The 25,660-nt window shown below is 44.8% G+C and carries 21 protein-coding genes; 5 read left to right on the forward strand and 16 right to left on the reverse strand.

Features of this window, described 5'->3' with window-relative positions; all coding sequences use genetic code 11:
• Positions 1-10: 10 nt before the first annotated feature.
• Positions 11-589 (forward strand): ubiquitin carboxyl-hydrolase, encoded by a 579-nt coding sequence (locus GL182_RS13905; RefSeq protein WP_163380289.1) that lies wholly within the window; start codon positions 11-13, stop codon positions 587-589.
• Here GL182_RS13905 and GL182_RS13910 read toward each other — a convergent pair.
• Together GL182_RS13910 and GL182_RS13915 are read right to left on the reverse strand one after the other, a co-directional pair.
• A complete protein-coding gene (locus GL182_RS13910) occupies positions 586-1,434 on the reverse strand; it encodes a transglutaminase-like domain-containing protein (RefSeq protein ID WP_163380290.1) in 849 nt (282 codons plus the stop codon). The genes GL182_RS13905 and GL182_RS13910 overlap by 4 nt on opposite strands.
• Positions 1,435-1,545: 111 nt before the next feature.
• On the reverse strand, positions 1,546-2,346 hold the full coding sequence (locus GL182_RS13915; protein ID WP_163380291.1) for an N-acetylmuramoyl-L-alanine amidase: 801 nt from the start codon (positions 2,344-2,346) through the stop codon (positions 1,546-1,548).
• A gap of 99 nt (positions 2,347-2,445) precedes the next feature.
• Here GL182_RS13915 and GL182_RS13920 point away from each other — a divergent pair, with 99 nt between their 5' ends.
• A complete protein-coding gene (locus GL182_RS13920; RefSeq protein WP_163380462.1) occupies positions 2,446-5,178 on the forward strand; it encodes a putative LPS assembly protein LptD in 2,733 nt (910 codons plus the stop codon).
• A gap of 54 nt (positions 5,179-5,232) precedes the next feature.
• Here GL182_RS13920 and GL182_RS13925 read toward each other — a convergent pair whose 3' ends face one another.
• The 10 genes from GL182_RS13925 to GL182_RS13970 all read right to left on the reverse strand — a co-directional run bounded on the left by GL182_RS13925 (position 5,233) and on the right by GL182_RS13970 (position 14,861).
• On the reverse strand, positions 5,233-5,796 hold the full coding sequence (locus GL182_RS13925) for a DUF4256 domain-containing protein (RefSeq protein ID WP_163380292.1): 564 nt from the start codon (positions 5,794-5,796) through the stop codon (positions 5,233-5,235).
• 159 nt (positions 5,797-5,955) lie between these two features.
• Entirely contained in the window at positions 5,956-7,170 is a 1,215-nt protein-coding gene (locus tag GL182_RS13930; protein ID WP_163380293.1) for an arginine deiminase family protein, read from the reverse strand.
• Between the two features lie 59 nt (positions 7,171-7,229).
• Positions 7,230-8,078 (reverse strand): prephenate dehydrogenase, encoded by an 849-nt coding sequence (locus tag GL182_RS13935; protein WP_163380294.1) that lies wholly within the window; start codon positions 8,076-8,078, stop codon positions 7,230-7,232.
• A gap of 6 nt (positions 8,079-8,084) precedes the next feature.
• Positions 8,085-9,233, reverse strand: a complete 1,149-nt coding sequence (locus tag GL182_RS13940; RefSeq protein WP_163380464.1) for a pyridoxal phosphate-dependent aminotransferase — start codon at positions 9,231-9,233, stop codon at positions 8,085-8,087.
• Positions 9,233-10,060, reverse strand: a complete 828-nt coding sequence (locus tag GL182_RS13945) for a prephenate dehydratase (RefSeq protein ID WP_410492714.1) — start codon at positions 10,058-10,060, stop codon at positions 9,233-9,235. The genes GL182_RS13940 and GL182_RS13945 overlap by 1 nt, the downstream gene beginning before the upstream one ends.
• A gap of 5 nt (positions 10,061-10,065) precedes the next feature.
• Positions 10,066-10,434: a DMT family protein gene (locus GL182_RS13950; RefSeq protein ID WP_163380295.1), complete on the reverse strand. Its 369-nt coding sequence runs from the start codon at positions 10,432-10,434 to the stop codon at positions 10,066-10,068.
• Between the two features lie 18 nt (positions 10,435-10,452).
• Positions 10,453-11,679, reverse strand: coding sequence for a 3-phosphoshikimate 1-carboxyvinyltransferase (locus tag GL182_RS13955; RefSeq protein ID WP_163380296.1), 1,227 nt, complete (start codon positions 11,677-11,679; stop codon positions 10,453-10,455).
• Positions 11,680-11,735: 56 nt separating this feature from the next.
• The gene (gene aroB, locus GL182_RS13960) at positions 11,736-12,773 is read right to left on the reverse strand and encodes a 3-dehydroquinate synthase (protein ID WP_163380297.1); all 1,038 of its coding nucleotides are present in this window, start codon (positions 12,771-12,773) and stop codon (positions 11,736-11,738) included.
• 173 nt (positions 12,774-12,946) lie between these two features.
• On the reverse strand, positions 12,947-14,053 hold the full coding sequence (locus tag GL182_RS13965) for a chorismate mutase (protein ID WP_163380298.1): 1,107 nt from the start codon (positions 14,051-14,053) through the stop codon (positions 12,947-12,949).
• A 364-nt stretch (positions 14,054-14,417) separates the two neighbouring features.
• Complete coding sequence (locus GL182_RS13970) at positions 14,418-14,861, reverse strand: hypothetical protein (protein ID WP_163380299.1); 444 nt, start codon at positions 14,859-14,861, stop codon at positions 14,418-14,420.
• A gap of 132 nt (positions 14,862-14,993) precedes the next feature.
• On the opposite strand from GL182_RS13970, the gene GL182_RS13975 reads away from it, so the two are divergent.
• From GL182_RS13975 to GL182_RS13985, 3 genes are read left to right on the forward strand one after another with little or no spacing between them, the layout of a single operon-like run.
• A complete protein-coding gene (locus tag GL182_RS13975) occupies positions 14,994-16,196 on the forward strand; it encodes a proline dehydrogenase family protein (protein ID WP_163380300.1) in 1,203 nt (400 codons plus the stop codon).
• 12 nt (positions 16,197-16,208) lie between these two features.
• The gene (lysS, locus tag GL182_RS13980) at positions 16,209-17,933 is read left to right on the forward strand and encodes a lysine--tRNA ligase (protein ID WP_163380301.1); all 1,725 of its coding nucleotides are present in this window, start codon (positions 16,209-16,211) and stop codon (positions 17,931-17,933) included.
• A 52-nt stretch (positions 17,934-17,985) separates the two neighbouring features.
• Positions 17,986-18,699 carry a ThuA domain-containing protein gene (locus GL182_RS13985; RefSeq protein WP_163380302.1) on the forward strand — a complete coding sequence of 238 codons (714 nt, stop codon included), beginning with the start codon at positions 17,986-17,988 and terminating at the stop codon, positions 18,697-18,699.
• A gap of 291 nt (positions 18,700-18,990) precedes the next feature.
• On the opposite strand, the gene GL182_RS13990 is transcribed toward GL182_RS13985, so the two are convergent.
• The 4 genes from GL182_RS13990 to GL182_RS14005 form a co-directional block, all read right to left on the reverse strand.
• Entirely contained in the window at positions 18,991-21,417 is a 2,427-nt protein-coding gene (locus GL182_RS13990) for an ABC transporter permease (protein WP_163380303.1), read from the reverse strand.
• Positions 21,418-21,890: 473 nt separating this feature from the next.
• The gene (locus tag GL182_RS13995; RefSeq protein WP_163380304.1) at positions 21,891-22,919 is read right to left on the reverse strand and encodes a sugar phosphate isomerase/epimerase family protein; all 1,029 of its coding nucleotides are present in this window, start codon (positions 22,917-22,919) and stop codon (positions 21,891-21,893) included.
• Positions 22,920-23,184: 265 nt separating this feature from the next.
• On the reverse strand, positions 23,185-24,207 hold the full coding sequence (locus GL182_RS14000; protein ID WP_163380305.1) for a TlpA disulfide reductase family protein: 1,023 nt from the start codon (positions 24,205-24,207) through the stop codon (positions 23,185-23,187).
• A 39-nt stretch (positions 24,208-24,246) separates the two neighbouring features.
• Positions 24,247-25,464 carry a hypothetical protein gene (locus GL182_RS14005; protein ID WP_163380306.1) on the reverse strand — a complete coding sequence of 406 codons (1,218 nt, stop codon included), beginning with the start codon at positions 25,462-25,464 and terminating at the stop codon, positions 24,247-24,249.
• Positions 25,465-25,660 lie beyond the last annotated feature (196 nt).

Here is a 25,660-nt window from a genome sequence, read left to right on the forward strand (position 1 = left end):
AGCTTGTTCTATGAAGTATGTAAGGTGTTTTATGCTTTTTTTTCTTGTGTCTTCCCTGGCTATTGGCCAGCAGGTTTCTAACGTAGAATTGGTAGATGCCTTTTCTGGAAAAACTTTTTCCACTGCACGTCATCCATCTTCCACTACCATGGTTTTTGTATTTACAAGCCTGACTTGCCCTTATGCCAAACTGTACGAAGACCGGATCCTGGCCCTGCATCAAAAATACAGCGGCCAGAATGTAATTTTCATGCTGGTAAACCCCCATGCCGGCCAGACGGATGAAAGCAAGGAGCAAATGGCTACTTTGACATGGGCAAGGGATTCAGGAATTCCTTTTTTAATGGATAATGATCAGGCTTTCACCCAACAAACAAGTGTCAGAAAAATTCCGGAAGTAGTGCTCATCTCATCCGGACCTACAGGATACTCCATTGCTTATCAGGGGGCCATTGACAACAATGCCCAATCTGCTTCCAGCGCCACCGTACATTACCTGGACAATGCCCTCCGGGATATCCTGTCCAAAAAAAGGCCCAGCCCTGCCATCACCCGCGCCGTGGGTTGTAATATCCGTCTGAAAAATTAGTCCTTGTCTATTATCTGCAACAATCCCTTGATTTCTTCCGCCTTGTCCACTTCACCGATTTTATCGAAAGCAAAAATGAGATTCCTAAGGGTCCTTCGGATAATATCCATGTTTTCACAGGGTCCGAAATAAGAGGGTTTGGGCTCCAGTTTAAGGTGTTCCAGGTAATTATTGATATCTTGTTTGGTAAAAATCAGGCCCTTATTGAATGCATTGATGTAAAATTTAAATTTTCCGGACTGATAGGTAAGCACAAACAGGTTGGGCAGGTTTACTCCGTAAATGGGCAGCCCCAGCTTTCTGGCTACCAGGAGATATACAGAACACAAACTAATGGGATTGCCTTTTTTGGTTTCCAAAACCGTTCTGATCATGCTATTGCCCGGACTATGAAAATTTTTGGTATTGGCAGAAAACTTCAGATCATTGAACAGTACGTTATTGATCAATTTGATCTTATCGTAAACAGAAAATTCATTTTTGAAATTGGTCCAGACATTAAAGTAGATCTGCTGCATCACCGCATTCAGTTGCTCAAATTCCAACTCCGGATAAAGATAGGTATTGATGATCCATAAACCCTCCAACAATTCCTGCTCTTCCGAATTTTTCCAATCAAAGAGCCTCTTTCTGAGCAGGTTGATCTGTAATTCGTGGACCAACTCTTCGATCTCCTTTTGTACTTCAGGGTTGAAGGAGCTTTCCCATTTGTTTTCCAGATAGGGGATGACATCGTTCCCCAAAGAAATGATCTTTCCCCGCACATGGGCCTTGATCTCCTGGTCCGTATCATCCAAAAGGGAAATCAAAGCATTCAATTCTTTATCAGTTAGTTGGTTATCCATTTGATCAATTACTCACTTATGGTATCCTAAAGTTACCGAATTTTAATTAAAAAACAGGCTTCCTTCCCATCCCCCTGTGCTTTCAACAAGTTGGTGGGGATTCCCATAATATCAGAGAGATTCAATTTCTTCTTTATAGGCTTTGATGGCCCTGAATATCCCTGAAGCCACATAGGTCTGCCCATTTTTGCTATTGAGGTACCGCTCCTCGCTAAGATTGGAAAGAAATCCAGCCTCAATCAGCACACTGGGCATGCTCGTGGTCCAGAGCACATAAAAAGGAGCCTGCTTCACCCCTCTGGAATACCTGTTGACACGGGTAGAAAAGTCCCTTTCGATTTTTTCTGCCAGGGAAAGGCTATTTGAAAAATAGGCCCTTTGCATCAGGTTAAACATCATGTAGGATTCCGGCGATTGGGGATCAAATCCCTCATAATTCTCCTGGTAGTCATCTTCTAAAAGAATCACCGCATTTTCCCGTTTGACAATTTCAAAATTGGCATCAAAATTCTTATTTCCCATAACAAAGGTCTCCGTACCATGCACCCGGGTGGAAGATGTCGCATTGCAATGAATGGATATAAATAGATCTGCCCTGTTTCTGTTGGCAATATTGGCCCTTTCTTTGAGCTCAATAAATTTATCGGTCTTCCGCGTATATATGACCTCTACCTCGGGCAACAAATCCTGTACATAAGCGCCAACCTTCAAGGCCAGGGCCAGGGCTACATCCTTTTCCCGGGATATTTTCCCGACAGTTCCCGGATCTTTGCCTCCATGCCCTGCATCTATAACGATGCGCCTGAGTTTAAACTCTGCACTTCTCTCTCCGGTGGGTATAAAACCCACAAAAACAAAGGTCATGGAGAGCAGGGAAATTATAAGAATATTTTTCAGCCTGGTTCGTTTCATAAACGTTAATAACGTTAACTTTACGCAAAAATTAGAAATTTTTAAAGCAAACAGAAATTATCAGTGCATAATATTAAGCTCGCTTTTCTTTCCATAGTTATGGCCATGCTTTTTGGGCAGGCTTCCTTTGGGCAGGAAACCGGGAAAATCGGCTCCTCTGAAATTGAACTGACTGCTCCAGACACCTTAATTAGGCCTGATGCAAAAGCAGACACCCTGCTTCCCACTTTGCCCGATAGCATACTAAATATTTCCACGGCTGATCTTGACTCTGCCATCAACCAGGAAATTGGCGATATTACCACAACTATCAATTATTACGCCGAAGACAGTATCGTTTCAGATTTTACTCAAAATAAGGTTTATTTATATAAAGGGGCTTGGTTTGAATACGGAAATATCCGGCTGGATGCCGATTATATCATTATAGACTGGGAGAAAAGTGAGCTTTATGCCTCCGGTCTGGAAGACAGTACGGGCGTGGTACAGGGAACCCCTGTATTCAAGGAAGGAGAAAGCATTTATGAGATCAGAAAAAAGATGCGCTACAATTTCGAAAGCCAAAAAGCCATCATTTCTGATGTGGTCACCCAACAGGATGAAGGGCTGCTCAGGGGAGAAACCGTCAAAAAAACCAAAGACGGATCGGTTTACCTTAACAAAGGCTTTTATACCACCTGCGATCTGGTAGAACCTCATTGGCACATTTCCTCTTCGAAAATTAAATCGGTCCGGGGCAAACATGTAATCTCTGGCCCTTTTAACCTGTATTTTAATAATATCCCCACCCCCCTGGGATTGCCCTTTGGGATTATTCCTGATACACCGGAAGAGAAAACCTCCGGGATCATTTTCCCTTCCTATGGGGAAGAACAAAGACGGGGTTTTTTCCTCCGGGATTTTGGCTACTATTTTGCTTTTAATGATTATGTGCATACCCGTGTTACGGGAGAGATTTTCTCCAAAGGTGGTTATGGTGCCAAAACAGCTTCGGTTTATAACAAGAGATACAGATTTAAGGGCGGCTTGAACATAGACTACCAGAAATTTCAAAGTCCTGAAACCGCAGAACAACCTCTGGAATACGATGCTTTTTGGTTCAGATGGAATCACACCCCCGAATCCAGGGGCAATTCAAGGTTTTCAGCCTCTGCCAATTTCGGAACGAAATCCTATAACGACAATATCCTGAATCAGGGAAATTTCCAGCAAAACCAACAATCGGATTTTTCCTCCAATATTTCTTACAGCAAAACCTTTACGGGCACGCCTTTCAGCATGTCAGCCAACCTGCGGCATTCTCAAAACCAGGTCACTGACGAAGTAAACCTGTTATTACCAGATGTGGCCGTCAACATGAACCGTCAAAACCCCTTTAGGAATATCAGGTTCGAGCCGCTAAAAACATTGAACATTGCCTGGAATTTTAATGCACAAAACTCAATCAATAACAGGATTACCCCTGAGCTCGGGGTAGACCCCGACTTGCAGCAACAAATTGAAGAGTTGGGCCAGCCCAATGCTCCGGATGTACTGCCCTTTACTTTTGCTAATTTGCCTCAACTGCTCCGGGACGCAGATAATGGCTTCAGACATACCGTACCCATATCCTCAAATTTCAGCCTTTTTCGATTTTTTACCGGTACCGCTTCCATGAACTTTACAGAGCTATGGTACCTGGACCGGATCAACTATTATTACAATCCTTCTGAAGAGCGGCTGGACCGCATTTTAGAAAGCGGCTTCAACCGCGTCAATTATTACAATTCCTCTTTTAACCTATCCACCAATATATACGGATTTTATACCTTTAAAAAAGGATCGAAAATTGAAGCCATCAGGCACCACATGCAGCCTACTTTTGGTTTTACCAGCACGCCTGATTTCTCAGACCCCAAATACGGGTATTACCAGGAAGTACAAACCAACGCAGAGGGCCGCATTCAAAGGCTTTCCAGGTACCAGGGGTTCATCTATGGCGGCGCACCCATGGGAGAATCCAAGTCCCTTAGTATCAATATCCGCAATGTAGTGGAAGCCAAGGTAAGAACAGAAAGCGATACCACGGAGGCCGAAACAAAAAAAGTACCCATACTTCAAACCTTGAATGTGTCCACCAGCTATAACTTTGCCGTAGATTCCTTTAACCTGGCCCCTCTGAATTTCAATACCCGAACATCCCTGTTCCAAAACAAATTATCCGTCAACATGAGTGCCAATTTTGATCCTTATGCCACCGGGACCTTCCAGAGCGGAGAAAGACAGGTGACCAGAAGAGTCAATGATTTTGCCTGGAGAAGGGGACAAGGACTGGGCACGATCCGCCGGGCATCTCTCAATATCAATGGCAGTATCAACCCCAGCAAAACAGAAAAATCTCCGGGCGAAGTGCAGGATGAGCTCACCAACGAATTTCTGAACCAGGGAGGGCAGATGAACGATTTTGTAGAAAACGAAATCAATAGGATAGCCAATGATCCCAGCCAATACATTGACTGGTCCATTCCCTGGAACATGACCTTTGGATATAACCTGAGTTACAATAAAGCTGCTGCCGGCACTACCAATATCACCCAGGCCATCAATATTTCAGGTGACCTGAGCCTTTCAGACAAATGGAAAATCAATTTTAATTCCGGCTATGATGTGGCTGCTGCCAGGATCACCCAAACCATGATCGGGATTGCCCGTGACCTGCACTGCTGGCAGATGAATGTAAACTGGGTTCCTTTTGGCCGTTTTACCTCCTACAACATCGATATCCGGGTAAAATCAAATATCTTGAGGGACCTAAAGGTATCCAGAAGAAGGTCATTCTTTGATAGCTTTTAAGTGACACTCCGGAACATCCGTTTATTATACGACCCTTATCCCCAGCTTTCAGGTTTAAACCCTTAATGAACCCCGAAATCCTCTCGCTCCATAGTAGGACTCCGCACCATTGTGGTAAATGAAAACTCTCCCGAACCGGAAATCCCCAAAAATTGCTCCTCCAAGCACTCTTATGTCTTTGGGGGTAGCAAGCCAGCTGGAAGTTTTGGTGTCGAAATTCCCGAATTGTTGTAGGGTAAAATATTCTTCTTCCGTCAAAATATTGATTCCCATTTCCATTGCCATGCCCAGGGCACTGTCTTTAGGTTTATAGGTTTTCCGGGATTCAAGAGCTTCCCCGTCATAACAAAGACTTCTGCGTCCTTTTGGACTCTCTGGTGAGCAATCGTAAAAAAGGTAGTTCTGACCAGGGTCATCCAACCCGATTACATCTGGTTCGCCCCCGGTTTCCTCCATGGCCTGCAGGGCCCACATTTTTTCAGGTCTGGACTCGATTTTAGTCTTGATATTGACCCATTTCAGGCCCTTGTGCCGATGCATGTTATGCTCAAAGCGAGCCTTCAGAATCTCCAGCAATTTTTTGCTTTGCTCAGCTGACAAGGTTTTGTTCTTTTCCATGGTCCTCCAGATGATGCTATTTGCTATTTTCTTACAAAAATCTTTTAACAAAATCTAAGCCTGCACATAAAGGAAAAAGTAAGTCCCGGAATGTGCCTGGCCCTTTGGGACCTAAAACTAAGAATTAATATACAACTCTCAATCGGTCTGAAAATTTATTTAACGTTTTTCTCTGCTAATGGGCATACTCATGCACCTGGGACCCCCTAGGCCTCTGGAAAGTTCAGAAGAGGGAATTTCCATAACTTCTATCCCAAATTCACGCAAGGCCCGGTTGGTATGCTTGTTGCGATTATAGGAAATCACTTTTCCTGGCCCGATAGTAAACACATTGGCCCCATCAAACCACTGCTCACGAAGGGCATACTCCTGATTTACCCGGTCGGTACCGATGATCTCCAGCCCGGGGATCTCTCGCTTCAGGATCTCCCTAAGCTGTTCCTTCAAATGCAGCCGCTTCACATGCACTTCATCCCCTTTATCCTCCTTGCGCACATACAATGAAATCCGCTGCACGGACTGTATGGCATCCGGGTAAGTAAGCACCTTGGTTTCATCCAAAATGGTAAAAACCGTGTCCAGGTGCATGAAATTTCTTTTCTTGGGCAAATGGACCTCATAGATTCGTTCTACCGTACCTGCTGCGATCAGGCTTTTAGCCACGTGGTAGATGGCCTTTTCATCTGTCCTTTCAGAATATCCTATCGCCACCGCTTTTTCGTTCAATATGATCACATCACCCCCTTCCAGGGAAGCCGGGTTTTGGTGTACATCCAAGGGATACTGCTTGCGGATCTTATGTTTAAATAAAGGGTGATTTTCAAAAATACTCCGCACCATATTGGCCTCACGCTGCCGCTCTGGCAAACGCATTCTGGAAAAAATCATTCCACCAGGCACTACGGCAGCCGTATCCCGCTGAAAGTACAGGTTGGGACAGGGGGGAATCAAAAAGGCCACATCCATAAGATCTGCCAAACCTGCTGAACTTAGCTTCCTCCTCACTTCATGAACTTTGATGCCCGACATCAATGCCTTGGCGCATTCTGCAACCGAAAGCACGCCTAGCAGCTCTTCTGTCAGGTGCCCCAGCCGGGATGCAAACAAAGCTTCCTGTATCAATTCTTTTCTCAATTGATCATGAGCCAACACTTCCAGCAATAAATCTTCAAAAAAATAAACGGTTGCTCCGCAATTATCCCGAATCGTCCCGGTAAAGACATCGTGCTCCCGCTGCATTTCTTCCAAGTAAGGGACATCTTCAAATAAAAGTAATTTCTTATTGTAGGGTGTCAACCTGTCAATCTCTCCTCCGGGCCGATGCATTAACACCTCCTTGAGGGTTCTGAATTCTGATGCTATAGATAAATGCATGTTAATCAATCTACAAAATAATCAGCAATGATTGTTAATGTAGAAATAAATATTTGCATTTATTCCTTAATATCTAAAATATCCCTGATTTTATTGGCTTCCTGCATTTCCTGATTCAACCCATCCACATCCCCTTCAGCTATCATATCTCTGAAATGTGAGAGGTGTTGGATATAACTATCCATGGCCGCCAGTACATTTTTTTTATTTTCTAAAAATATCGGTGCCCACATGGCCGGAGAGCTTTTTGCCAGTCGAACCGTAGAAGCAAAGCCACTCCCTGCCATATCAAAAATATTCTTTTCGTCACTGGTTTTGTCTAGGACGGTTTTACCCAGAACAAAGGAAGAAACATGAGAAAGGTGAGATACAAATGCCAGGTGAAGATCATGATCTCCGGGATCCATGAACCGAAGCTTCATGTTCACCGCCTCAAAGATATCATAGGCCAGACCTTTCAAGTGTATGTTTGTTTTTTCCATTTCACAAATGATCAAAACCTTCCCATCAAATAAATTCCCCACGGCGGCCCCGGGGCCTGAATTTTCTGTGCCTGCGATAGGGTGAACAGCCAGGTACTGATTCCGCTTCGGGTGAGCGGCCATTTGACGACACAGCTGTTCTTTGGTAGAACCAAAATCCATGACCAGGGTGTTTGCCCCTACCTGTTCCAGTGTTTTTTCCAGCAAGTCAAAAAGGGTATCCACAGGTGTTGCCAGAATGACTACATCCGTATCCCTATCCGGAACCTCCTGCTGTCGGGCAATTAAACCCATTTCCAGAGCCATGTCCAGGTGTTTCTGGCGATTGTCAAATCCTGTAATGTCGCAATCCGGCAATGCTTTTTTGAGGGCAAGGGCGAAAGAACCACCCAATAATCCCAATCCAATGATATGTATCTTTTTCATGCTGTATTATTTAGTTAGCCTGTTCAATGCTTCTTTGATCAATCCTTCGTCAACGCATAGAGAAAAACGGACATGGTCCTTTCCTTTGCTGCCAAATACCATCCCCGGAGTGATGAAGATATCCTTTTCATAGAGCAGCCGGTCTACCAGTTCCAAAGCCTGCATGCCTTCAGGTACCCTGGCCCAGACAAACAAACCTACGGCCCCTTCATCCACCTCTAGTTGCAACTGCCTGGCCATTTCCCAAACCAAGGCCCTCCGTCTGGCATAAATGGCATTCATGGAACTGATCCATGAAGCATCCAGGTGAAGGGCAGCCACAGCTCCCGCCTGAATACCTAAAAACATCCCGGAATCCATGTTGCTCTTCACCCGCAAAACAGCCTGAAGGTAATCTTTCCTTCCGGACAACATGCCCACACGCCAGCCCGGAATATTGAATGTCTTACTCAATGAGTTTAACTCCAGTACATGGTCCATTGACCCGGGAAGGGAAAGAAAACTCAGGGGCTCCTCATTCAAAATAAAGCTATACGGATTATCATGAACCAATAAAATATTGTTTCTGCTGGCGAAATTTAATAGTTTGATAAAGAGTTCCCTGGAGCCTTTTGCCCCTGTTGGCATGTGGGGATAATTGATCCACATGAGTTTTACCCTGGAAAGGTCCAGGTTTTCCAGGGCCTCCCAGTCAGGTTCCCAACCACTTCGCTCCATCAAATCAAAATACACCGGCTTTGCTTTTAAAAGTTTGGTTACTGAAGTATAGGTGGGGTATCCGGGATTGGGCACCAATACCTCATCACCCTCATCGAGAAATGCCATAGAAATGTGCATGATTCCCTCCTTTGAGCCCATCAGGGGAAGGATTTGGGTTTTCGGATCCAGGCTTACCCCATAATTTCTGGAGTAAAAGTCTGCCATGGCCTGTCTGAGTTCGGCCGTGCCCTGATAGGATTGGTATCCATGGGCATTGGGTAAGGCAGTCGTCTCATGGAGTGCCACCGTTACCCTGGGATCCGGTGGCAGGTCGGGACTACCTATCCCCATGTTGATAATGGGTTTACCAGCATTTCTGAGTTCCTGGACTTCCTGGAGTTTTTTGGAAAAGTAATATTCCTGTACTTCTTGCAATCTTTCTGAATACCCTTTCATCATTTCCTGTTTTGGTAGGTCCCAAATATTTTCACATCCCCATAGTTCGCTTCAATGGATTCAATTGCCGCATTAAATTGGCTTTCATCTGCTATCAAGGTATCAATAAAAAAAGTGTATTCCCAGGGCTTACTCATGACAGGTATAGACTGGATTTTGGTCAGGTCCAGGTCATGCGCACTCATCACGGTAAGCAATTTGGCCAGCACACCCTTTTCATTGCGAACAGTAATTTTCAAACTGGCTTTGGTAGGCGCCTTGCGCTGTACCGGCTTTTCTTTTTGAAGAATAATAAAACGGGTGAAATTATCCTTTACGGTCTGTATGTCCCTTGCCAGAATTTCCAATCCATAAAATTCAGCGGCTTTGGTACTGGCCACGGCAGCTAGTCCCTGAAGCTTTTGTTCTGAGATTAATTTGGCCACATAGGCAGTATCTACATCATCTACCGGAACGATGTCCGGGTGTCTGGCAAAAAATTGCTTGCATTGCAGCAGGGCCATGGGGTGGGATCTGGCTTCCCTGATGTCTGAAAGCTGCTGGCCGGGAAGCACCATCAGGTTATGAGATATGGGCAGGTAATACTCATCCACTACAAACAAATCATGCCGGTCGATGATGTCGTAGTTCGGCAATATGGCTCCTGCAATGGAGTTTTCTATGGCCATGACCGCAAAGTCCACTGAACCAGACTCCACGCTTTTGGCCACCTCCTCAAAGGTATTGAAACCAAAAACAGCGATATCCTCTCCAAAATACTGTTGGGCCACCTGGTGATGAAAGGATCCAAGTACCCCCTGGATGGCAATTTTCAATTTTTTTTCCAATAGCTTTACTTTTTAAATATACAATAAACTGAGACCACCAAAAAGAAGAAGCCTACCAAATGATTCCATCGAAAGCTTTCATTCTTAAAAAACAGGAAAGTAAATATCATGAACACCACCAAAGTGATCACTTCCTGCAATACTTTCAGCTCCACCAAACTAAACGGACCTCCATTTCCTTTAAAGCCTATCCTGTTTGCCGGAACCTGAAAGAAATATTCAAAGAGTGCAATGCCCCAGCTGATCAACACAACAGCTATCAGCCCCAGATTTTCAAACCACTTTAGCTCCTTAAACTTCAAGTGTCCGTACCAGGCAAGGGTCATAAAGGCATTGGATAGCAGCAACAAGACAATGGTGTACAAGCCCTTCATCGTTTTTACAATAGGGCATCAATTTTTAAACACAGGATTTATTCCCAGCAATTCGCAATGCTTCCAGAAACTGGGATAGGATTTATTCACCACTTCAGGGTCTAAAATGCGCATCTTTGTTTTGGTGATCAGGGGCATAAATGCCATCGCCATGCGGTGATCATCATAGGTCTCTACCTCCACTATTTCCGGGATTTGCGCTGCAGGAGTAAGGGTAAAGACTCCGGTTCGACCTTCCCTTAGATGGGCCCCGATCTTTGCCAGTTCTCTTTGCAGTGCATCGATGCGATCGGTCTCTTTGATCCGTAAACTTTCCAGCCCGGTAAAATCTGCTTGCTGACCGGTCAGGGCACAGGTAACGGCTACGGTCTGGGCCAGGTCGGGGCAATGGGTAAAATCAAATTCAGACAATCCAAGGACCGGTTGTTTTTGCAGCAGGACGCCTCCTTCCTGGAAAGTACTTTTTACGCCCAGGCGATCCATAATGGATACGATCCGGGCATCGCCTTGCAGGCTATCCGCTTTCAATCCTTCCAAAAACAACTCGCCAGCTCCTGCGCATGCCAGTAAACTGAACCAGTAACTGGCTCCTGACCAATCGCTTTCCACCGAGAATGAGGTCGCCTGGTATTCCTGTGGAGCAACCCTGATTTGGTTCCCTTCAAATTGATAATTTACGCCAAAGGTTTTCATCAATTCCAGCGTCATGGTGATGTAGGTGCGTGAGCCCACCTTACCGGTAAGGTTCAGGATTAGCCCTTGGGGAAGCAGGGGCGCATTCATCAACAGGGCTGAAATGTACTGGCTGCTGACATCTCCCCGAATACTGATTTCACGGGATTTTTGGCCCCCAAAACCTCGGGTCTGAAGAGGAGGATAACCTTCCTCTTTCAGGTAGTCAATCTCTGCTCCAATCTCCCTCAGTGCATCCACCAAAATTCCTATGGGCCGCTCGCACATTCTGGGGGTGCCGGTCAGGGTTTTGATTTTGTTGTTCAGGGCGGCAAAAGCCGTTAAAAACCTCATGGTGGTACCTGCGTCTAGCACATCATAGACTTCAGGATCATCTTTCAGCAAGCGAATCATGGTCTGGGTATCCCGGGCTTCGGCCAGGTTGGACAAGAGATTTTTTCCTTTGGTGAGGGCATCAATGATCAGTACCCTGTTGCTTTCGCTTTTTGAAGAAGGCAAGGGTATACGAACCTGACCAAGGGATTCCAGTAAGGGTAAATCAATGCTTTTCATGAATATATATTCTTATAGGTGGATGGTAAATTGAGGAATAATGACACACGCAATGCTCATTCCTCCAGGTTATTATAATATTCCATGGCCTCCACGACCGATTGCTTGTCCACCACAATATTAAAGTCACATTCCCCTATTTTCTTCAGCAAGGAGAAATTAAGTTTTTCACCATCATTTTTCTTGTCCTGAAAACAAAGCTTGATAATGGCATCAAAATCTTTGTCGGAAATAGAAATTTTACCAAAAACTGCCAACACCTTTTGTTGTATGGTGTCCAGCTGAGCTTGGGGAAGTCGCAAAAACTTGTGGGAAAGATAGGCTTCCGTAACCATACCAATGGCGATGGCTTCACCATGGAGAAGGCGGTAGGGGCCATTCAGGTAATGAGACTCAATGGCATGTCCGATCGTGTGTCCAAAATTAAGAATTTTCCTTAATCCGTTTTCTTTGGGATCCTTGTCTACCACTTCCCGCTTGATGCCCACCGATACCTCAATGATGTCTTTCCAGGGCTGGTTTTGCCAGTTCTCCGTTTTCAGGCTATTGAAGTAATTCTCATTACGTATCAGGCCATGTTTAATCACTTCGGCATAGCCTGAACGCAATTCTGCCTCAGGCAGGGTTTTTAAAAACTCATCACAGATCAATACCCCTTCCGGTTGATTAAAAACGCCAATGTGGTTTTTGAAGCCATTGAAATCTATACCTAATTTTCCTCCAACACTGGCATCCACCTGGGACAGCAGGGTGGTTGGAATATTGATAAAGCGGATTCCCCGTTTATAGGTACTGGCGCAAAACCCACCCATGTCTCCGGCCACCCCTCCTCCGATATTGATAATCAAGGTTTTGCGGTCAAAATTATTTTCCGTCATCCATTGCCAGATTCCCTGGCAAGTGTCCAGGTTTTTATGGATTTCTCCCGCATCAAAAGCATGCAGGCAATGTTCAGGCAGGCCTTCCGAAACAAGCGGGTAGCAATGCTTGATGGTATGACTGTCCATAATAATCCCTAAGCGGGAATATTTTTTATTATGGAGATAGCGTGGCAGATCCTCTGCTATATGGGAAGAAAATATAATTGTTTCCAAAACAGTACTTTTTGGTAAAGGTAAAAAATTAAACCCGTTTTATTTCCTGAATATAGACTGCAACGATTCATACCTCCCGGTCTGCTGGTACCATAAATTTGATTGTTAAGGTTTTACCAGAAAATCAAAAACCGTCCAATGTATATTCCAAAGAAATAAAACGGGTTTAACCGTCAAACTGATTTATTAGAAGGTTGCTCCTCTCGCAACTTTTTCTCCTGGCGCTTTACGGACTCTTCATGAATGCAATAAAGCAATTCCTTCATGAATTTTTCACTCAGGTTTTTGGACATTCCTTTTTGAGTCCTGGAATCCATCACCTGCTTCCAGCGATCAGCCTGAAAAACGGTCAGGTTATGTTCTCTTTTGTGAGCGCCAATTTGATCGATAATGGAAAAGCGTTCCGCCAATAGATCCATTAACTGGTCATCCAAATGGTCTACCGCATTTCTAAGGTCTTGCAGTTTTTCTGATGGGTGCTCGGTTTGGAGGGTATGCTTGAAATCAATCTGATCGAGAATTTCTCTCAGCTGCCTGGGAGTTACCTGCTGCTTGGCATCACTCCACGCATTGTCGGGGTCATGATGGGTTTCAATCATCAGCCCGTCCAAACCAAAATTAATGGCTCGCTGGGCGGTTTCCAATAATCCCGTCCTGTTACCTACAATGTGACTGGGGTCATTGATTACCTGCATGCCTTTCCAAATCCTTTTCAGGTGGATGGGCATGGACCAGTTGGGCTTGTTGCGGAATTTTTTATCGTACGCATCACTGAATCCCCGGTGAATCGCAGCCAACTTATTAACCCCTACTGCCTGAAGTCTTTCCAGGGCTCCTCTCCACAGTTCCAAATCGGGATTCATAGGGTTTTTCACCATCACAGGTATGTCTACACCTTTCAGGGCTTCAGCAATCTCCTGAACGGCAAAGGGATTTACCGTAGTCCGGGCACCTATCCAAAGGATGTCTACCCCATGCTTCAGAGCCGATTCCACGTGGGCGGTGTTTCCCACCTCGGTTGTAATCGGAATATTCAGGTGATGTCGGACGATTTCCATCCATTTCAACCCATCTTCCCCGATTCCTTCGAAACTCCCGGGTCTGGTTCTTGGCTTCCAAATCCCTGCCCTGAATACATCAGGGACCACATTTGCCGCTATCATGTCCTGACAAACCTTTTCGATTTGTTCGGGTGTTTCGGCGCTACAGGGCCCTGCAATGATCAGGTGCTCCTTTTCCAGGCCCAGGCCCCAGTCTTTCGTTTGTAAGTGATTTTCCATTGTTTGATTTACGGTTAAATAAAAAAGCCCGACTCTCTCGAATCGGGCTCCTGTGTTTGTTTATCTTTAATTATTTTTTTTCAAGACAATACGCAGCTCCGATTCGGCCGTGGGGACGAAAATAAAAGTAAAAGAAGCTAAAATATGTAGCTGCGAATTTTTTCATGCGTCAAATGTAATCTTTCCCCATTTAAAAATCAAACAGTTATTCATTTTTTTTGTCAGCATCATGTCAAAACCTCCAGTGAAAACAACCTATCAGCCAGGTCCTAGCCACGAAAAACACCAGTCTGTCAGGATCCAATACAAACAACTTTGATCCGATTCCCTTGTATTAGACCGTTGTATTAGACGGCTGGAAATGTCAGGGCTTCTTTTTTTCTGATAGCAAGCCAAATTTCCGTTTCAGTCTGGGGATGTTTTCGACTTTTCGGAAACGCAAGGCAGACCAGTCCTGATCTATGGCTACCTGCCTGACCGGTTCCATCCCCCATTCGCCGAGCAGGTCCCATCCGCTATCCCTGTTGTAATCTGTAGTATATTTCTTTGAACTAACCTTGGGATAGGCGATCCAAAATACGGCATCGGACCCTAGTTTGGGAAGTAAGGGAAGGACTTCTGCTTCCATTTCGGCTTTGGTTCTTCCAAAAACCAAAGCAAATTCAATTTCTCCCGGTTCATCCAGGTGCTCGCTGATCAGGGTATGCCTGTCCATGGCCTCCATGTGCGGCTTAAATGTATCAGGAGCAGCCAGTATTACTGCCTTTTCTTGAGATTTAAAGTTTAATTTTTTAAAAAGGGCATCCATTGTTCGGGCTTTTGGATTTAAAATTAAGGATTCTTTCTTAAAATAAATGCCTGAAATATTCAGTCAATGAAGAAATTGAAAGCAGAAATACCCCTCCTAACCTGTTTTTTTTGGTATCTTTGCCCCTTGAAAATGGAAAAAAAACCTGCTTTTTCTTTTGATAATCTGGAAACAGCCTTTGCCCACCTTTCGGACGATGATTTAAAAAAAACACAAGCATTGTTCCGGCTAATGGGCTATCCTGCACTGGTGAAAATGGGTATCTGGCTCAGCAAAATGTCTTTTTCAATGGGCCTGCCGCTGGAGAAGGTGATCAAAGATACTGTCTTCCGCCAGTTTTGCGGAGGGGAGCATATCGAGGCGTGTAAACCTACAGTAGATCGGCTGGCCAGGTTTGGAGTCAAATCCATACTGGATTATTCTGTGGAGGGAAACAAAGGTGAAAGCAGCTTTGCTGCTGCAAAAGAGGAGATTCTGCAGACCATTCAGGCTGCCCAAGCCAACGAAAACCTGCCTTTTGCTGTATTTAAGGCTTCCGGAATAGTGGATACTGGCCTACTTACCCAAGCCCAGGCAAAGGAACCGCTGTCTGAGGAAATGCAGGATTCCCTGTCCATGGGCAAAGACAGGTTCATGACCATTTGTGAAGCAGCCTTTCAAGCCCAGGTACGCCTTATGGTAGATGGTGAAGAAAGTTGGTTCCAGGGAGTTATTGATCAATGGGTCCGGGAAGCCATGCGGCAATTCAACAAGGAAAATGCTTTGGTTTTCAACACCTACCAGTTGTATCGCAAAGACATGTTGCGCCATTTGAAAGATGCGCACCATGATGCCGTGGCCAGGGGATATTTCCTGGGGGCCAAATTGGTGAGGGGGGCTTACATGGAAAAAGAGCGTGAAATGGCAGCCGCCAAAGGTTATCCTGACCCCATTCATTCCAACAAGTCAGACACGGACCAGGATTATGACAGGGCCCTGCAGTTCTGCATCAACAACAAACAAAGGATCTCTCTGGTCAGCGGATCTCACAACGAAATGAGCAATACCGTGCTGGCTGAATTGATAGACCTTCATGGGCTATCCCGGGCAGACGAAAGGGTTTATTTTTCCCAACTTTACGGCATGAGCGACCCCATTTCATTTAACCTGGCCAAAGCAGGTTTTAATGTAGTCAAATACCTTCCCTATGGACCGGTAAAAGAAGTACTGCCTTACCTGGCCAGGAGGGCGGAAGAAAATTCCGGGATTTCCGGGCAAACCGGCCGCGAGCTGAAACTGATCAAACAAGAAATACGCAGGCGTAAAAGCCTGCCTGAATTTCCAACAATAGCATAACCACCTTTATACATGCAATTACTGAACGAACAGGAGATAGAAAGAAGAAAAGACAGGGAGGCACTGATGCAGCTGGGCATAGATCCTTACCCTGCCCTATCCTACCCCATCAATGCCAGCTCGGCAGATATCCATAAAAACTACGAAAATCGTAAAAACGATTACAAGAACATCAGTATCGCCGGGAGGCTCATGAGTCGGCGCATCATGGGTTCGGCAAGTTTTGCAGAGATTCAGGATAGTTCCGGCAGACTACAGATTTATGTAAGAAGGGACGATATCTGTCCAGAAGAGGATAAGACCCTTTACAATACCGTGTTTAAAAAGTTGCTGGGCATTGGTGATTTTATAGGACTTAAAGGCTTTATTTTTACCACTCAAACGGGTGAAATTTCGCTTCATGTGCAGGAGCTGACCTTGCTTTCCAAATCTCTGAAACCGCTTCCGGTAGTAAAAAGAGATGAGGAAGGGAATGTTTATGATGGCTTTACTGACCCGGAGCTTCGGTACCGGCAGCGGTATGTGGATCTGGTGGTCAATCCCGAAGTAAAGGACACCTTTGTAGCCCGGTCAAGAGTGATCTCTTCTATGAGAAGGTATTTTGATGATAATGGCTGGCTGGAAGTAGAAACCCCCATTCTTCAGCAGGTACATGGAGGAGCTGCTGCCAAACCATTCGATACTCACCACAATGCCCTGGACATTCCGCTATTTTTAAGGATCGCTAATGAGCTTTACCTGAAGCGGCTGATCGTAGGTGGGTTTGAAGGGGTGTATGAAATCGGGAAAATGTTCCGAAATGAAGGCATGGACCGTACCCATAATCCGGAATTTACCTCCATGGAAATCTATGTAGCCCACAAAGACTATAATTGGATGATGGAAATGGTGGAAGAACTGCTGGGGCAGATTGCCCATAGCGTACTGGGCACCACCCAGGCCAAGGTCGGGGAGCATGTCATTGAATTTGCGGGACCCTACAAGCGCCTTTCCATGTTTGAAGCCATTCAGGAATTTACGGGCATAGATGTCAGTGCTATGGATGAATCTGGCCTGCGAAAAGTCTGCGCCGATCTGGAAATTGAAGTGGATGACAGCATGGGAAAAGGAAAGCTGATTGATGAGATTTTTGGTGAAAAAGTAGAGGATCAGCTGATCCAACCTACCTATATCACAGACTACCCCATAGAGATGACCCCTCTGGCCAAAAAGCACCGGGAAAAGCCCGGTTTGGTGGAGCGTTTTGAGCTATTTGTGAACGGCAAGGAAATCGCCAACGCTTACACAGAGCTCAATGACCCTATCGATCAGCGGGAGCGTTTCGAAGAACAACTCAAACTGGCGGCAAGAGGGGATGATGAAGCCATGGCCATGGATGAGGATTTCCTCCGGGCATTGGAATATGGGATGCCGCCCACCTCGGGACTGGGTATAGGTATAGACCGGCTTTGCATGCTGCTGACCAACAAAAGCACCATACAGGAGGTATTGTTCTTCCCCCAGATGAAGCCGGAGAAAAAAGTGCAGGTGGCTACAGACGAGGATTTTATAGCTTTGGGTATACATCCCGGATTGGTTCCGGCGATTCGGGAACTGAACATCCATACCCTGGAACAACTCAGAGGGCAAAACCCCAATAAATTGTTCAATGATGTCTGTGGAAAGCGGAAAAAACTCAAACTAGAGGCCCCCAACCCCAGCAAAGAAGAGGTGGAAAACTGGGTCAATGGTGCATAAACCGTTCAAAACCAATGGCGTATCTGCCTAAAAGAGATTTTCTATAACCGATATGAAAACTTTTGCTGCTTTCCTGTTACTGTTTATAAACCTCTCCGGTCTGACCCATGCCCAGGAGGAGAAAATTTCTGTGTTGCTGTTAACGGGAGGCCATGGATTTGATCGTCCGGCTTTTTTTGACATGTTGGACTCTTTTGAAAACATTGAATACAAGGAAATGCGCCACCCCAATGCCAATGCCGGTTTTCTCCAACCTGAAGGTTATGATGTCATCCTCTTTTATGACATGGTCCAGCAAATCAGCGAAGCAGAAAAGGCAGCCTTCGAAGGCCTGGTAAATCAGGGCATTGGCCTGGTATTTCTTCACCACGCCATCGTATCTTACCAGGATTGGGATTTTTACAGGGAAGTAGTAGGTGGCAGGTACATTGAAAATGGAGAGGATACCCAAACACAATCCAATTACCGGCATGATGTACAGTTTGATGCGTGGATAGCAGACAAAACACATCCCATCACCCGAGGTATGAAAGCTTTTGACATCGATGATGAAATTTACGGTCAGGTATTTATTGCTCCGGAAGTGAATGTATTGATCAGTACCTCCCATCCGGAAAGCATGGAGCACCTGATGTGGTGCCGGGAAGTCAACCCAAAAACCCGATCAGTATACCTGCAACCAGGCCATGGCCCGGGAATTTTTGCTGAATCCAGTTACCAGAAATTGCTAAAATACAGCCTGGAATGGGCGGCTTTCCGGAGGTGAGGCGGGATTGAAAAAGCCTGTGTGAAATGAAAACTGTCCCCTCAGGGAAATCATTTGGGTAAAAAATATCTGACAATGCTGATGTTCCTTCCCGTGCGGGACGGGATACCTGGAGGATTGCTAATCTTGACTCACATTGGATGCTTAACGGCATTATCCAAAATCGATCCCAATTCGCTATTTCCTTTCTTAACCAGATAAAAATTTCCAATCTTAGACTATGGGACCTAAGATGTGAAAGGCCTTATCCCTCTTTGTCCAGGCAAACATGGAAATAATTTTCTGGCATGCTTACTCTTTCCTAAAGGTATCTACCGGATTGACCAAGGCTGCACGAAAAGATTGCGAACTAACGGTAACGGCAGCTATCAGTATGGCCAGTAAACCGGAAATGGCCATTACCTCCCATGAGACCGAAATATGGTAGGCAAAATTTCCAAGCCATTGATTCATTCCAAACCAGGCAAGGGGCACGGCGATGATAAAACCGATGCCTACCAATGTCAAAAAGTCCTTTCCAAGAAGTAAAACGATGTTCCAGCTACCTGCTCCCAGTACCTTTCGGATGCCGATTTCTTTGATCCTTTGTTCGGTAGCATATGTGGATAAGCCAAACAAGCCCAATATGGATATCAATATGGCCAGGGCGGCAAAAAAACCAAAAACGGTCCCAATTTTTTCCTCTGCCAGGTATTGCTCATCAAATTTCTCTGCGACAAAGGTTATTTCCAAGGGGTAATCAGGTCGCATGGCCAACCACTCTTCACGCAGGTAACGTAGCGTCGCTTCCTTGTCCTCTTTTCTGAGTTTTACAGCAACCTGATTAAAGCGGGAGTCCGGGACCATGAAAACCATCGGACTGATAGGTTGGTGCAGGGATTCAAAATGAAAATCCTTAACCACTCCAATGACCTGCCCTCTCCTGTTTCCATAATTGAACTGCCTGCCGATGGCTGTTTTGGGCGATTCCCAGCCTATTGCCCTTACCGCTGATTCATTCAGGATAAAAGACTGGGTAGAGTCCCCTGCCATGTCGAAGTCGAAGTCCCTGCCTTCCAATATTTCCATACCGAAGGCTTCCATAAAGGTATGGCTGATATGGATATCAGAAATCCGGGTATTGATTGGCGTAAGGGTGCCATTAATTTCCGCCTGTGCGCCCTGAGAATCCAACAACCTCCCCGAAGGAATCCTACTGGAAATGGCCACCTCCTCAACCCCCGGGTGTTGCATGAGTCTGTCACGCATAAGGGCATAGTTACTGGTAAATTCTTCAAATGCGGGAAGGATGGCGATCTCATCTTTATCAAATCCCAGGTCTTTGTTTTTCATGAAATCCAATTGGCCGATCACTATCATCACTGCCACGATCAACACGATCGATATGGCAAACTGACCAACTACCAACAAGGCCCTTAACTTCTCATGGATGGACCCAATTTTATAGGTACCTTTCAACACATTGGCCGGCTGAAATCCGGAAAGGAACAAAGAAGGATAACTTCCGGCGATCAATCCCACGAAAATCACAAGGCCCAAAAAACCTACCAGGTATTCGGGCTGATCCACCAGGTTCAGACTTAACGTTTTACCGGTAAAGCTGCTGAACACCGGCAAAGTAAGCCAAACCAGAAGCAATGCAATCAGTAAGGCAAAAATTGACATCAGAGTAGTTTCTCCCATGAACTGTTTGACCAATAATTGTCGGTCAGCACCCATCACTTTCCTCAAGCCCACTTCCAACGCCCTTTTGGCGGAGCGTGCGGTGGACAGGTTCATGAAATTAATACAAGCGATCAAAAGGATAAACAAGGCGATGGCTCCATAAATATATACATATTCTATACTACTATTGGGTTCGACTTCAGAGTCAAGATTGGAATACAGGTGGATATCCGTCAAAGGCCATAAATAGAGCTGCGTGCCCAACGAGGCGGGAACCCCCTGCCCGCTTGCCGGGATGTGGCGGTCCACAAAATCGGGAAGCTGATCTGCTATCGCATCTGCACTCAGTCCCTCTTTAAGTAAAAGGTAAGTAGCAAAATTATTGCTTCCGAAATTCGCCATCATGGCCTCATATCCTCCATAGAAATTTACAACAGGCTCCATGGAAGCAAAAAAATCCGATTTAAAATGGGAATTATCAGGAAAGTCAGCCATAATGCCCCTGACCTGCCCCTCAAAAACATTGGATCCTACCCGCACTTCCAATGCCCTACCCATTGGATCCTCCTCTCCAAAATATTTTTTCGCCATGGATGCACTGATAACAAGACCATCCGGAAAGGAAAGGGCATTTTGTGAATTACCTTCCAGCATTTCCCAGGAAAAAACCTCAAATATTTCCGGATCTGCGAAGAAGAAGCGTTCCTCTTTGAATACCTTGTCATCCTCACCGATAATCACTGAAGTACTCATTAGCCGAACGGCTAGTTCTATTTGTTCCTCAAAATCGGATTTCAATAATGGCCCAAACGGTGGGGCAGCATGGCCAAGGTGTAAACTGACAGCCCCATCCTGATTGAACCATGCCCTGGAAACCCTAAATATCCTATCCGACTTATCGTGGTAACGGTCATAACTGAGCTCATGCTGCACAAACATAAAAATCAAAATACTGGATGCCATACCCACAGCCAAACCAAAAATATTGATCAAGGTGTATGTAGGGCTTTTTTTGAGATTACGGAAAAATATACGGAAGTAATTCTTTATCATAATCCTTTGGTTTTCAGAGAGCAGGTCAACCTTCTCACCCGCTACATTGGCAGTATTCCAATATGGTGCCAGTACAAAAAATGTCCTCAAGGCCTTTCCTGGGCATTTCCCCGATTTTCCAAAATAAAAAAACGAACACTTTTGTCCGCTCACGGGCGTGTGGAAGACGTTTTGGTTGACCTAAAAATCTTAGGAACTTAAAATATTTGCTTTTATTGTCTCCTTGCTTTCGTCCCCTTTTTCCTGCTACATAATAGCAAAGAAAATCACCGGCCACTCAGGGAGTTTGAATGGGGCATACCCGGTTTTATCCATACATGTGGCACTTTTAGTAAGAGGTTTACCTTATCCCAACAAATTCGGGGCATACCAACCCTGCTTACCTGTAGTAGAGGGAAGGCGATTATATCGCTATGGCTGAAATACTCCCAGGACCCAAACCCTTCTCTGGGACCATGGGTTAGTCACAGGGATCAGGAAAGAGCCTTTTTACAATATTCCAGGCATTGTTGTACTTCTTTGATGGCATCCGAACCCTCCGGGATCTGGTGTTCCAATTCGATAGAAGCAGGAAATTTGTACTTGTTTTGCTGCATTTTTTGCAAAATCTCTACAATGGGCGTATCGCCAGTTCCCCATGGCAGATTTCCTTTTCCATTGGCTGGGGTCTGCCGGTCTTTGGTATGCATACTCAGAATCCGGGTATGCTGTTTTTCCAGCAGTGCCATGATATCCGCATGTCCAGCCGCGATATAGTGGCCTGCATCAAAATTCAATGCGTTTCTAGGACTTTGAGCCAGAGCGGTATCCCAAAAAGTAAAAGTCTGCTGCTCATGTCCATGATAGGCCACCGACATCTTGTGTTGCTCTCCCATTTTACCCAACTTCAGGGTATGGGCATCGTCAGAAGGGTGTTCCAAAGTCACGTGGGTGGCTCCCAGGGCTCTGGCTGCTTTCATGCCATAGGCAATTTCTGCATCCGAATTGTTCTGTCCGAAAGCACTGGGTTTAAAAGCATAAATACTGACACCGGCATTTTTGTACATCTTTCGGAGCTGGTCGAACTTCTTAAAATCCACCTGATTCCTCCAATCTGCTACCACCTTTCCATAGGCAGCGGCCTCTTCTTGAAGGGAAGCGAATTCTTTGGACTCTTCATCTGTCAGGGATTCTCCGTTGCGCTGTTTACCTCCCAACTGATACAACCGTCTTCGGTCTAAAGTGGATTGAGGCATCCCTGCAAATGTTTCAGCCGGTCCTCCCATCAATTCAATGGCACTGATGCCGCAATCGGTGACATACTTCAAAGTAGCTTCTGCACTTTGGTCCGGGAGGGAGCGAAAGGAATAGGTAATGCATCCGATCTGCACACCATTGATTTTTGAATCAGGTTTGTTATAACTTTTTATAATGGCCGGTGCGGCATTTAACCAGGTAGGGGCCAAAGCGATACCAGCAGCACCAAAGGCCGATTTGATTAAAAATTCTCTTCTTTTGTTCATCTTAGGATTTTTAGCTTGTAAAAGCAATTTAGTTATCTTTTTTAAAAAAAACACAAAATTACTTCCATCATGGTATCATGGCAAAGCCTGATTGGTAGGTATATTTTGAGTCAGGTCAAAACACAAAAAACGAGTATAACCCTAGCCTTGTACACTTTTTATAAGGCTGAAATAGCTCCAGATTCGCATCAAAATACCCATATAGTTTGACTCGAACTAATTGAACTACAGTGCTTGAAATAAATACCCTTTTGACCAATGTTGACTAGGGATTTATCAGATTATTCAGTCGTTCCTCCAATTCGAAGGGGGAAATATTTATCGCTAAGATTTTTCCTTCCCTATCAAGAAGGTAATTGGACGGGATATATTGGATGAGTAATTTCTGGATGGTTTCATTTTGGAACCCTCCTTCTGCCAAAACCTGTGGCCATAAAAGGCCATCTTTTTGAATGGCATATTGCCAGGCAGATTCCTTTTCATCCAAAGAAACCCCAAAGATTTCCAATCCTTTTGATTTGTAAGATTTGTAAACTTTAACCAATTTTGGATTGGATTGCCTGCAGGGTCCACACCAGGCGGCCCAGAACTCTACCAAAAGATAATCCCCCTCAAAATCATCCGTATTTAGGATATTGCCATTGACATCTTTCATCCCAAAATGACTAAAAGTATTGCCAATCCTGGTGTGCTTAAGTTTTTCCAAAGAGATTTTTATTTGGGCCAAATCATCTGGTTGTTGGACGAGGGTATCGAGTTTACCATAAAGCCCCATTGCCTCTTCAAAACTAAAAATCGGATCCAAAAATAAATCAGATAACAGGGCACCGCTAAACTGATTCCCAGGTTGAAGCGTGACAATGCTGTCAATTTTATGATAAAGTAAACGGGTGAAATCATCGTCAGATTGATGATCTTCAAAAAAATCCTGCAATTGGGTCAACATCAAATGGGTTTGGTTTCCCTCAACGGAAATAATTTCTGTAACATTATACTGAATGTTAATTGTTAAGTCCATTTCTCCAGCTTCAAGGTAAAAATTGTCTGTCACCTGCCCATTTTTGGTTTTTACGATGGCTGCCATGGGATGGGAAATTTCCCCTTCAAAACCGAAGCTTTGGTCCTGCACCAATGTACTGTCCAGGATTCCACCATACGATAAATAAATGTATCCCTTATATTCCTTTTCTATGGAACCATTTACACGAAATTCCCCACCTTCCTGAGCAGAGACGGTGCATAAAAAACATAAAATAATAAAAAAGCAGCATATCACTTGTTTAGTCATTCTAAAAAAGGTTTAATGGTTCCCTACCAAATTACAGTTTTATCCCTTCCTTTTTCCCTTGATATCTTCAAATATGGCGGTGAGGGTTTCCATATTTGCTTCCACATCCAAACCAACCTGCTGTGCCAGGGCTTCCAGATCAGGATCTTTTCCCTGATTGATAACAGGAATTGCCAGGGCCATCAGCTCATTTAGCTTTTTCATTTCCACATCTGCATCCCCCTGATCAATATCCTCCTCAAAAAGCAATTCATAAGGCAGGAGTTCGATTTCTCTTTTCAGAATTTCCTGGGCAGCAGTAAGCATGGAAGGGCGAACATAGATATCTGCAAAAGCACCTACCGGAACCTTCAGCGTTTGGAAGGCCTCTGCTAGCGCTGTATAACCTTTTTCCGTCATGGCTGTTACCTGGAGGAATTTTTCTTCCTTGTCATAATAAGCGGCTGCAAAATGAGGCTTGTTTTCCATACCTTTTAATTTCATCCGGTACACCGAATCTATCCTGTCCACCTGAAATTTCTTTTCCAATCCCGCCTCATTCAGTTCGACATCCTCCAGTTCCGATACAACGATTTCCAGCACCTGACCCTCATGAATGGTCAGCGGGTAATTGGACCGGGCAAAAAGCATCATATAAGGTACCGGATTTCGGGAAACATCCTCCATCAATGCATCCTCATCAGCTATCAAAGGGTTGACTTCGGTGGCAAAAAAGAATACATCATCTCCTGAAAAACTCCTGTAGCCACTCAGCGGGCCAAAGGTTTGCCAGCAGGAACCATTGTAACCAATGAGGTTAAACCAAAGCTCAACGGATTCTTTTTTTAGTATATCAGACATCCCCGGAGAATAAAGCAGGTAAGTATCCCCGGTAAACACATCTTCCATGTTATAAAAATCAGCTTCCGGACTCTCCACAACCCTGGCAAAACTGAATTTCCAGGGAGAAGCTGCCTGTTCCTCCAGCCAGGACTTCTCTTCTTCCTCCATGCGTTTAATGGCCGCATGCTTTAAGTATTTGTGGATCAGCCCCCCTTCTTTCATCACCCGATGCATGATATACTGGGTTTTGAGCATGTTGTACCAGCTCTTGTCTATGCTTTGGGTAATGTGTCGGTAAGTTCCCAGCCTTTGATCTGCTTCTTTGTCAAGTTTATCTTTATCTGCCGCATAGTAAACCAAAAACTCATCCAGAATTCGGGAAGTAAATTTCGAATTTGACTGACAGGCAGCTTTGATTGCAGTATAATTTTTCATATTCAGAAAGATAAGAGATTCGAAAAGTTTGAGCAAGGTTTATTTTACAAGAAGGAACTTTCGGAATGATTTAGTAACTAAATTTTAACGCTTTATCCATACATACTCCCAAAAACCTAACTTTATCTGGGAAGCTGGTACATGATGCGCTGCAAAGCAGCCTTAAAACCTCCATTCAAAGGTTTGTACCTGTCAG

The organism is Cyclobacterium sp. SYSU L10401, from assembly GCF_010993705.1.
GTDB lineage: Bacteria > Bacteroidota > Bacteroidia > Cytophagales > Cyclobacteriaceae > Cyclobacterium.

Bases quoted from the DNA above. Each gene is read 5' to 3' on its own strand.
- GL182_RS14000 (WP_163380305.1), bottom strand. From the start codon at position 24,207: ATGACTAAACAAGTGATATGCTGCTTTTTTATTATTTTATGTTTTTTA.
- GL182_RS13950 (WP_163380295.1), bottom strand. From the start codon at position 10,434: ATGAAGGGCTTGTACACCATTGTCTTGTTGCTGCTATCCAATGCCTTT.
- GL182_RS13955 (WP_163380296.1), bottom strand. From the start codon at position 11,679: ATGAAAAGCATTGATTTACCCTTACTGGAATCCCTTGGTCAGGTTCGT.
- GL182_RS13990 (WP_163380303.1), bottom strand. From the start codon at position 21,417: ATGATAAAGAATTACTTCCGTATATTTTTCCGTAATCTCAAAAAAAGC.
- GL182_RS13970 (WP_163380299.1), bottom strand. From the start codon at position 14,861: ATGGATGCCCTTTTTAAAAAATTAAACTTTAAATCTCAAGAAAAGGCA.
- GL182_RS13985 (WP_163380302.1), top strand. From the start codon at position 17,986: ATGAAAACTTTTGCTGCTTTCCTGTTACTGTTTATAAACCTCTCCGGT.
- lysS (WP_163380301.1), top strand. From the start codon at position 16,209: ATGCAATTACTGAACGAACAGGAGATAGAAAGAAGAAAAGACAGGGAG.
- GL182_RS13940 (WP_163380464.1), bottom strand. From the start codon at position 9,233: ATGAAAGGGTATTCAGAAAGATTGCAAGAAGTACAGGAATATTACTTT.
- GL182_RS13915 (WP_163380291.1), bottom strand. From the start codon at position 2,346: ATGAAACGAACCAGGCTGAAAAATATTCTTATAATTTCCCTGCTCTCC.
- GL182_RS13965 (WP_163380298.1), bottom strand. From the start codon at position 14,053: ATGGAAAATCACTTACAAACGAAAGACTGGGGCCTGGGCCTGGAAAAG.
- GL182_RS13995 (WP_163380304.1), bottom strand. From the start codon at position 22,919: ATGAACAAAAGAAGAGAATTTTTAATCAAATCGGCCTTTGGTGCTGCT.
- GL182_RS13935 (WP_163380294.1), bottom strand. From the start codon at position 8,078: ATGAAAAAGATACATATCATTGGATTGGGATTATTGGGTGGTTCTTTC.
- GL182_RS13905 (WP_163380289.1), top strand. From the start codon at position 11: ATGAAGTATGTAAGGTGTTTTATGCTTTTTTTTCTTGTGTCTTCCCTG.
- GL182_RS13920 (WP_163380462.1), top strand. From the start codon at position 2,446: ATGGCCATGCTTTTTGGGCAGGCTTCCTTTGGGCAGGAAACCGGGAAA.
- GL182_RS13925 (WP_163380292.1), bottom strand. From the start codon at position 5,796: ATGGAAAAGAACAAAACCTTGTCAGCTGAGCAAAGCAAAAAATTGCTG.
- GL182_RS13910 (WP_163380290.1), bottom strand. From the start codon at position 1,434: ATGGATAACCAACTAACTGATAAAGAATTGAATGCTTTGATTTCCCTT.
- GL182_RS13975 (WP_163380300.1), top strand. From the start codon at position 14,994: ATGGAAAAAAAACCTGCTTTTTCTTTTGATAATCTGGAAACAGCCTTT.
- GL182_RS14005 (WP_163380306.1), bottom strand. From the start codon at position 25,464: ATGAAAAATTATACTGCAATCAAAGCTGCCTGTCAGTCAAATTCGAAA.
- GL182_RS13930 (WP_163380293.1), bottom strand. From the start codon at position 7,170: ATGCATTTATCTATAGCATCAGAATTCAGAACCCTCAAGGAGGTGTTA.